Here is an 8,977-nt window from a genome sequence, read left to right on the forward strand (position 1 = left end):
GAATTAGGCAAATTTAGACCGTATTTCACCGCAACTCATATTGGGATGGTGGTTGGCGATCTAGCCTTGGATGACCAATCGGTAGCCGATGCCCACATGCGTCTGGATATAGCGCGGATGCGCGGGGTCGGACTCGATTTTCTTGCGCAGCGTGCCCATAAAGACGCGCAGGCTCGCTAGGTCGCTCTTGGTCGCCGTGCCCCAAATCTCGTGCAGGATAAACTGGTGCGTCAACACCTTGTCGGCGTTGTGCGCCAGCAGACACAGGAGCTTGTACTCGATCGGCGTCAGGTGCAGTTCCTCGCCATCCATCATGGCGATGCCAGCATCAAAATCGATATGCAGTTCACCGGTATCGAACGAGCCCTCGGAGGCAACGCCGCCCGTTTGCGCATACGAAAGGCGCCTGAGCGTCGTGCGAATGCGCGCGAGCAGTTCCTCGACCGAAAACGGCTTGGTCAGGTAGTCGTCGGCACCAGCATCGAGCGCGCGGATCTTGTCCGCGTCCTCGCTGCGCGCCGAGACCACGATGATCGGCATGCCCGACCACGTGCGCACCGACTCCACCACCTTGACGCCGTCCATATCGGGCAGGCCCAGATCGAGCAGCACAATGCTCGGCGCCTGCGACGAGGCGGCGGCGATGGCAGCATGTGCGGTCTCCACGGCCATATGGCGCAAGCCGTGCGCCTCGAGCGCGGCGACGATAAGGTTGCGGACGGCGGGATCGTCCTCAACGACCAAGATGAGCGGTTTCACGGCAGAGTTCGGCACGGCGCTACTCCTTATCAAACGAAACATCGGCGGCGGGAAGCTCAATCGTAAAGACCGAGCCGTGCGGGTCCGCCGCGGCAACCTCTATGCTACCGCCATGCGCCAACGCAATAGAGCGGCAGAGCGAAAGACCCAGGCCCACGCTGCGATGGCTGTCGGCAAGACCGTGGTTGGCGGTGTAGAACGACTCAAAGATCCGCTCGCGGTCCTCGGGTGCGATGCCCGGCCCGTCATCGGCAACCGAGCACGCCACGCGTCCGCCGTCGACGTCAATCGAGATCACGATATGCGAGCCCTCGGGCGTATAGGTGATGGCGTTGTTCACCAGGTTTACCACCAGCTGCACCATCAGGCGCGCGTCGACGTTGACGAGCGCCGGCTCATCGCACGCCACCACCTTAAGGTCGTGCTCGCGCACGGCCGGATTTACATGGCGCAGTGCCTCCTCGACGATATCGTCCATAAGCTCGAGCGTGGTCGACAGATGCATGCCGCCGCCCTCGAGTTTGGTGATGGCGAGCAGGTTCTCGACGGTGGCGTTGAGCCACAGCGCATCCGAGCGAATGGATAGCAGCAGGCCGCGGCGCGTCTGGGCATCGAGCACCGCGGTGCCGGTCGAACCCTGATCGAGCAGCACGTCGGCATTACCCGAAATACTGGTAAGCGGCGTGCGCAGATCGTGCGAGATGGAGCGCAGCAGATTGGCGCGCAGCTGCTCATTTTTGGCAAGCACCGCCGCCTCCTCGCGGGCCTCCATGGCGCGGGCGCGATCGAGTGCCAGCTCGCCTTCGCTCACGATGGCATCGGCAAGTGTCCGCTCCTCGTGCGTCAGCACGTCGGGCTCGGCAACGATAGCCAACACGCCCACCACCGAGGCGGGATCGCCCGCGCGCACCATGGTGTCGCCCGAGCGCACGGTCAGGTAGATGCCGTAGAACGCCGAGCCGCCGTAGGTGGCATCGAGCGGCGTTCCCACATAGGCGGACGCCGAGAGCCGCGGCGGCATCTGCGGCGCCAGTTCATGCACCGGCGCGACATCGCCCACGGCCGTGTATGTCGCACGCGGCAGCAGGTCATCATCGTTGGCGTCGGCGCTGTACCACACGACCGGACAGTCCGAAAGACGCGCCAGCTGCGTTGCCATGGCGCGCACGATCTGCTGCTGATCGGCGCAGCGTTGCAGCATGCGGTTGGTCTCGAGCACCATCTGCGTGCGGCGGTCGCTGGCGGCGGCCTGCGCCAAGGCGCGGCGCAGGGCCAACGCAATCGAGCTCGACACGAGCGAGACCGCAAACATAATGAAGAACATGCCGGGATAGACGCGGTCGATAAACGACAGCGAGTAGCGCGGGTCGACAAACAGGAAGTTGTAGAGCGCCACGGCAGCAGCCGAACTCAGCAGGCAATACAGGCGGCTCCAGGTAAAGAATGCGCACAGCTGCACGGCGAACACATAGACGATCATGATGCTCGGCGCGAGACCAGGATGGTCGAGCAGCACGCCCACAATCGTCGCCGCGACCAGCAGTCCCGCCGACACGCAGGCGTCATACAGAGGGCTGCGACGCGTCAGCGTCGTGCGCCGCCACCAAAAGTTCTCGGCCATATCGCCGTCCGCATGGACGTCCATCAGCGCCCCGCCCCTCTCTCAAAAGCAAAAACCACCACAAAGGGGACAGGCACCTTTGTGGTGGTTTCCCCTTGTGGTGGTTCCAAGTGTATAGCCTTTGCAGCCTGCGGTCGTTAGACAAACAGCGCGTGCGCGAGCAGTGCGCACACGCACGCCGCGACAAACACCAGCGCCACGACCGAAATCACGCGATCGGCCATGTCCATGTTGGCCCGATTCGTAAAGAACCGATCTTCGGCGGCATCGGCGCGTGCCTCGCGCACCACTTCGGCAACCACCTCGCGGCCATCAAGCATCTTTGCATCCATGTTTGCCTCCCCGGCCCCAATCTTGTCCATCGAAAACCAACTCCGTGCAACCTGTCGGCGCCTACGGGCGCTCGTTGGGAGCCAGGCGTTGCATCTTGTTCACGGCCTTGAACTTGGTGAACAGCGGCACGTACTCAAAGCTCACGTTGGAGTTCTCCAGGCCGTACCAGCGTGCAGGCGTGCCGGCGGCGCGACGAATGATGTACTTGAGCGTGATGGCCGTACGCTCGCTCGGCTCCACATCGCTTTCGGGCGCCAGAAGCTTACGGATCAGGACGAACTTGAACGTACCGATGTTGCCCGGATCCTTGTAGACCGAGTAGTCATGCGTCTGCGGCGGCAGCTCGCCGGTGGCAGCCAGGTCCTGAACGACCTGACGCAGGTAGGCATTGACGCGCTGGTTAATCTTGTAGCCCAGGTACAGATGCACGCGGAACACGTAGTCGGTGCCGAACGTCTCGACCGAATAGGCAAAGGTATGCGGTTCGTCCATGGTCTCGACATTCACGAACCACCAGGCGCGAGCGCGCTTGGGATGCTTGTCCAAGATCGAGTAGACGATATCACGGTCGATGTAATCGGTATGGGTGTCCTTGGTCAGGTACACGATGTTGTCGCTCAGGCGCTCGTAGCGATCGTCATCGCGCAGGCGCTTGAGCTGCGGCAGGTAGCTGCGCAGCGGCAGCAGCGTAAACTGGCGCTGCTCAACAGCCGTACCGTTGTACCAGCACACCATGATGCCCATGATGAGCGCGGCCATGAGGATGGTGAAGTAGCCGCCGTGGAAGAACTTGGTGAGTGAGCTCACGAAGAAGAAGCCTTCGAGCAAAAGGAAGAAAGCCGCGAAGATCCACGGAGCAACCTTGAGCTTGCGCTCCTCGTGCAGGTAGAAGAAGAGCAGCAGCGTGGTGCACATCATAGTCAGCGTAATGGCAAGGCCGTAGGCGGCTTCCATATGCGCCGAGTTCTGGAACAGCAGCACCACGATGACGCAGCCGACAAGCATGACGTTGTTGACCATGGGGATGTAGAGCTGGCCCTTGGTCTCGGCAGGGTAGAAGACCTGCATGTGCGGCATGAGATCCAGACGGCTGGCCTCGGACACCAGCGAGAATGCGCCGGTGATGAGCGCCTGCGAGGCGATGATGGCCGCGACGGTGGAAAGGCCTACGGCAAACGGGCGCAGGCCCGGGGCGAGCATCTGGTAGAACGGGTTGAGATCGGCAATGCCCATGAGCTCGGGGTTGGCAGCGTTGTTCATAAGCCAAGCGCCCTGGCCCATATAGGAAAGCAGCAGGCAGCACTTAACGAACGGCCAGGTAGCGTAGATGTTGCCGCGGCCGACGTGGCCCATGTCGGAGTAGAGCGCCTCGGCACCGGTGGTGGCGAGGAAGCAGCTGCCCAGGATCATGATGCCCGCGTGGTTGTTGGGGCTCAGCAAAAAGGCGATGCCGCGCACCGGGTTGAGGCACAGCAGCACGGCGGGGTGCTGGAAGACAAAGAACAGACCCGTGCCGCCCAGGAACAGGAACCACAGCGTCATGATGGGGCCAAAGGCGTGACCGATTTTGGCCGTACCGATGCGCTGTACCAAGAAGAGCACGATGATGATGGCGAGCGTAATGGCGACGACGCGGCCTTGGTCATCGCCCAGCACGGCATGGACCGCCGGGATGGTGCGCAGGCCCTCGATGGCCGTGGTAACGGTAACGGCCGGCGTCAGGATGCCGTCGGCGAGCAGCGCGGCGCCACCCAGCATGGCGGGGATGATAAGCCACTTGCCGCAGCGCTTGACCAGGCTGTACAGGGCAAAGATGCCGCCCTCACCATGGTTATCGGCGCGCAGCGAGATGAGCACATACTTGATGGTGGTCAGCAGCGTGACCGTCCACACGACAAGGGAGAGCGCGCCAAGCACGAACTCCTCCGTCACACTTCCGATGCCGCCGTTGCCGGCAACGAGCGCCTTGGTTACATACATAGGGCTGGTGCCGATATCGCCGTACACCACGCCCAGCGTGACGAGCATCGCCGAGATGCTCACAGGAATCGCAGCGTGCGAGGCTGCCTCCTTGGCCTTTTGTTCCATAAGCCGGTTTCCTCCCAACTTTAATGTTCGAAGGAATTATAGGTAATCGGCCCATGTTTGAATGGCACTGTTTTCCCAGCTAAATAAACATTTATACGGCCTTTAGGCCACCTCGGCGATATGGAATGTGACAAAGGGACTGTCCCTTTGTCACATCGCCGCATTCGTTACTTGCCGAGCCAGTTTTTGAACCACCACTCCATGGAACGGCTCATCTCGGCCATAAAGGGGCTCGTGTGCTTGCGGGTGTAGATATCCACCACGCGCTCGCCCACCTCGCGGGCATGCGGACGGAACATCGCGTCCATCTCGGCCACCTGCGCGTCCATGGTCGTGGCGCCGGCGCGGCAGTAGCGCTCCTCGTGCACCAGGTTCACCACGGGATGCGCAATAGCCGGGCGCTCCTTGCGGGGCGTGCCGATGATGAGCATCGACAGCGGCATGGTATACGGAGGCAGATCCAGCAGCTCGGCCACTTCCTCGGCATTCTCGACGATATCACCGATATAGCAGCTCCCCAAGCCCAGAGCCTCGGCGGCAACCACGGCGTTTTGCGCGGCGATCACGGCGTCCTGGGCCGCGATGGCAAAGTCGCCCAAACCCGGCGCGCGGCGGGGCGCCTTGCCCGTGCGCTCGACAAACTCGGGCTCAAAGCAGCCCACGTGCTCAAACAGATCGATCCACTTGGCATAATCGACCACAAATATAAGTGCCCAGGGCGCCTTGGCGATCATGGGCTGGTGATCGCACAGGTCGGCCAGACGATCCAGCGTAGCCTGCTCGCGAATGCTCACGATGGAATACATCATCATGGCGCCTGCCGACGGCGCACGACTCGCCGCATGCAAAATCGCCGTCCGCTGCTCGTCGGTCACCGCCACGGGGCGGTCGTCGTCATCACGCGCGAAGGCACGCGTGGAGGAACGGTGCTCCAACGTGTCCAGCACCGCGTTGCCCGTGGTCTCGACCGGATAGCCGTACGTATCGACCGCCGCTCCATCGCCGCCCATGTCCGCCTTGCAAACCTGCTCGCTCATCGCCCTACCCTCGCCATTTCTTTAAGAAGCCTTTACGTTTCCGTGTAATTCCCGTCCATTATCGCGCAGGTCGACGCTACATTGCGCAACACCGCCACGCACGCGCGTTATTATGGCTGGTTGTTGTGCGCAGTCACCAAATGCAGCGCATATCTTGGTAACAATCGGGTAAACCCCCGCTTTCGTAGGTTTTAGTTTGTGAGGAGTCTCAGCATGTTCGCTGCCGCCATCTCGCTCGTCGGTCTTGCGGCGACCGTCTACCTTGTCTTGCGCGAGGCCAAGGCCATTCGCGCTCAGTCGGGCACCGTCGCCAAAAGTGCTCTTGGGTGGAGCGTCGCCTTCGGCCTGTTCCAGGTCTTTTTGACTATTTGGGGCGCCGTGGGCCTCGTCGCTCAAAACGAGCCGCTCGCCTTTGTGATGCTCATCCTGACCAACGCCATTCTCACCGGATGCGCTTGGGCCAGCATCGCCCGCGACCGCTTCGCCCCGCGCGTCTTTGCGTTCGCCGAGCCCGACGCCCCCGCCCCCACCGGCAAGCTCGCCCGCCTGCGCGGCGCCTTTGTGGGCAAACCGCTCGTCGCCGCCGTCTTGTGCCTACTGCTCGCCGGCGTCTTTGCGCTGCTGGGCATGGAGGTCTCGTCCAACCACGACTTTACCTGGGTCTACCCCCTGTGCATTCTGCTCGAATGGGCCATTATCACCGTGCTCATGGTCGGCTTGTTCTTCCTATTCCAGCGCCACGGCGCAGCTCCCGCGGTCTTGGCCTTCGCCCTCTTTGTCCTAGGCATTGCCGAGTTCTTTGTCATCACGTTTAAATCCATGCCCATCCAGCCGGGCGACCTTTCGGCCATCTCCACCGCCGCCGCGGTCGCCGGCAACGGCTACACCTTCTCGATCTCGCTGTTCTGCGTGCTGTCCATGGGCTTTACCGCCATCGCCATGCTGCTGTGCGAGTACGCCGGCCTGGTGGCACCGCACCGTCAGAAGGGTGCCGCCAACGCCAAGCGCATGCTGCTCACCAACCTGCTCGTGGCAGTGCTGTGCCTGGGCGGCGTAACCGCGCATGTCACGCTCATCGACTACTACAACACCCTCGGCATCACCGTCTACACCTGGCGCCCGCTCGAGAGCTACTGGCGCGAGGGCTACCTGCCCGCTTTCATTAGCGCAGCGCAGTCCATCAAGCCGCCCAAACCCGCCGACTACTCCGTCGACGACGCCAAGGCCACGCTCAAAAAGTACGCCAAGGCCTACGACAAGTCCGATGCCGCCAAGAGTGACGAGCGCACCGCCGCAAAGGAGCAATTCGACAGCGAGAAGCCCACGGTCATCGCCATCATGAACGAGACGTTCTCGGATCTGTCGATCTACCAGAACATGCGCGCCGGCTACGAGGGTCCGCAGTACTTTAAGAGCCTGTCCAACTGCCTCAGCCGCGGCAAGCTCTATGTGAGCGCCTACGGCGGCGGTACCGCCAATACCGAGTTTGAGTTTATGACCGGCAACTCCATGGCCAACCTGGGCTCGGGCGTGTACCCCTACACCATCTACAACATGGAAACGACTGGGAACCTGGCAGAGCAGTTCAAGTCGCTCGGATATTCCACCACGGCCATGCACCCCAACCACGCGACCAACTGGAACCGCGAGAACGTCTACAAGGACTTTGGCTTTGACCAGTTCCTGTCCATCAACGATTTCCAGGGGGCCGACACTCTGCGCGGCATGGTGACCGACCAGGCTACCTACGACAAGATTCTTGAGCTGCTCGACCAGAACGCCGATCCGCAGTTTATCTTCGACGTGACCATGCAGAACCACTCGGGCTACGACACGGGCCTGCTGCCGGTCGACAAGCAGATGCACCTGAACATCGACACGACCGACCTGGACGCCAAGACCGTCGAAGACGGCACGCTCTCCGATGTCGACGAGTATGTCTCGTGCATCGAGCAGTCCGACCAGGCGCTTCGCTACTTCCTCAACGCCCTGAGCAAGCTCGACCGTAAGGTGGTCGTAGTGTTCTGGGGCGACCACCAGCCGTTCTTCCCGTCCAAGTTCAACGATAAGTGGTTTACCGGCGAGGACGACGCCACCCACCAGGAACGTCTGTGGCAGACCGACTACATCATCTGGGCCAACTACGACGTTGCCGGCTGCGACCAGACGAGCGAGGTTGACGACCTGTCCACCAACTACCTGTCCACCCAGCTGATGCAGCTGATCGGCGCACCGCTGAGCGACTACCAGAAGGCGCATATGACGCTGCGCGAGTCGCTGCCCGCCATCAACTCCGTGGGCTACGAGGACGCCAGCCTGCGCTGGGCGCTCTCCTCCAACGTCACCGGCGAAGACGCCGTTGCCGCAGCCGCCACCAAGGCGCGCGAGGATTACGCCAAGATGCAGTACTACGAGATGTTCCGCGACGGCAAGAACGTCTATACCGAGCACTTCCAGACCGAGGCCAACGAGACCGACCCCAACCTGGCGCCGGGTACGACGAAGATCAAGTAGCGGGTCGCTCATAACTGAAACGTCTGTCCGGGCGGAGGCATATAAGGTTCCCTGCTCGGACAGTCCTGCGCAAGACGGAGGCCACATTAAGTGGCCTCCTTTGCGTGCGGAACTCGCGATGAACCTTATATGCCTCCGCCCGGACAGACGCCCTGTTGTTGGAGTACGGCTTGTCATGGGGGTACCCGCAACATATATAAGTTGAAGGCCACGTCATGTGGCCTTTTTGCATCCGGAAACTGTGTCCCAGAATTCATGTCCGGAGTGGGATGCAGTTTCCTCTTGCGACCCCGTCGGGAAAGCGCATCCCACTCCGATCACAAATTCCGGGTCACATTTTCCGCCAGAGCCCTCAACTGGAAACTGCATCCCACTCCAAAGGCAAATTCCTGGACGCACTTTCCGAAACCCCATCCATTCGGAAAGTGCGTCCCACTCTGCATACATCCAGCGAACGCATGCGAGTGTGTCGTCCAGGACGGTCTCGTCATCGGGGTGATGGAAAATGTCACCCCAAACGCTTGCCACGGTTGCGCCTATGAGTGTCAATCAGAACCACCCTTAAAAAGGGTGGTTTGCTCTTAGGGTATAACCCACGGGCCCCGGGCTCGCGTCTAAAGGCGCG

General features: G+C 61.5%; 6 protein-coding genes. 1 reads left to right on the forward strand and 5 read right to left on the reverse strand.

The window, feature by feature from the left end; genetic code table 11:
- Positions 1-60: 60 nt before the first annotated feature.
- The 5 genes from I2E13_RS06405 to I2E13_RS06425 all read right to left on the reverse strand — a co-directional run bounded on the left by I2E13_RS06405 (position 61) and on the right by I2E13_RS06425 (position 5,838).
- A complete protein-coding gene (locus I2E13_RS06405; protein ID WP_199407905.1) occupies positions 61-774 on the reverse strand; it encodes a response regulator in 714 nt (237 codons plus the stop codon).
- Positions 775-778: 4 nt separating this feature from the next.
- On the reverse strand, positions 779-2,404 hold the full coding sequence (locus I2E13_RS06410; RefSeq protein WP_195404555.1) for a sensor histidine kinase: 1,626 nt from the start codon (positions 2,402-2,404) through the stop codon (positions 779-781).
- A gap of 113 nt (positions 2,405-2,517) precedes the next feature.
- A complete protein-coding gene (locus tag I2E13_RS06415) occupies positions 2,518-2,712 on the reverse strand; it encodes a hypothetical protein (protein ID WP_195404556.1) in 195 nt (64 codons plus the stop codon).
- A 61-nt stretch (positions 2,713-2,773) separates the two neighbouring features.
- Positions 2,774-4,801: a KUP/HAK/KT family potassium transporter gene (locus tag I2E13_RS06420; RefSeq protein WP_195404557.1), complete on the reverse strand. Its 2,028-nt coding sequence runs from the start codon at positions 4,799-4,801 to the stop codon at positions 2,774-2,776.
- Positions 4,802-4,968: 167 nt separating this feature from the next.
- On the reverse strand, positions 4,969-5,838 hold the full coding sequence (locus I2E13_RS06425) for a nitroreductase family protein (RefSeq protein ID WP_195404558.1): 870 nt from the start codon (positions 5,836-5,838) through the stop codon (positions 4,969-4,971).
- 213 nt (positions 5,839-6,051) lie between these two features.
- Here I2E13_RS06425 and I2E13_RS06430 point away from each other — a divergent pair, with 213 nt between their 5' ends.
- On the forward strand, positions 6,052-8,352 hold the full coding sequence (locus tag I2E13_RS06430) for an LTA synthase family protein (RefSeq protein WP_195404559.1): 2,301 nt from the start codon (positions 6,052-6,054) through the stop codon (positions 8,350-8,352).
- The last annotated feature ends 625 nt before the right edge of the window (positions 8,353-8,977 follow it).

The organism is Collinsella aerofaciens (assembly GCF_015554145.1).
GTDB classification, from domain to species: domain Bacteria; phylum Actinomycetota; class Coriobacteriia; order Coriobacteriales; family Coriobacteriaceae; genus Collinsella; species Collinsella aerofaciens_AA.

Excerpts from the sequence above, each read along its gene's own strand:
- I2E13_RS06425 (WP_195404558.1), bottom strand. The coding sequence starts at position 5,838 with ATGAGCGAGCAGGTTTGCAAGGCGGACATGGGCGGCGATGGAGCGGCG.
- I2E13_RS06415 (WP_195404556.1), bottom strand. The coding sequence starts at position 2,712 with ATGGATGCAAAGATGCTTGATGGCCGCGAGGTGGTTGCCGAAGTGGTG.
- I2E13_RS06420 (WP_195404557.1), bottom strand. The coding sequence starts at position 4,801 with ATGGAACAAAAGGCCAAGGAGGCAGCCTCGCACGCTGCGATTCCTGTG.
- I2E13_RS06410 (WP_195404555.1), bottom strand. The coding sequence starts at position 2,404 with ATGGACGTCCATGCGGACGGCGATATGGCCGAGAACTTTTGGTGGCGG.
- I2E13_RS06430 (WP_195404559.1), top strand. The coding sequence starts at position 6,052 with ATGTTCGCTGCCGCCATCTCGCTCGTCGGTCTTGCGGCGACCGTCTAC.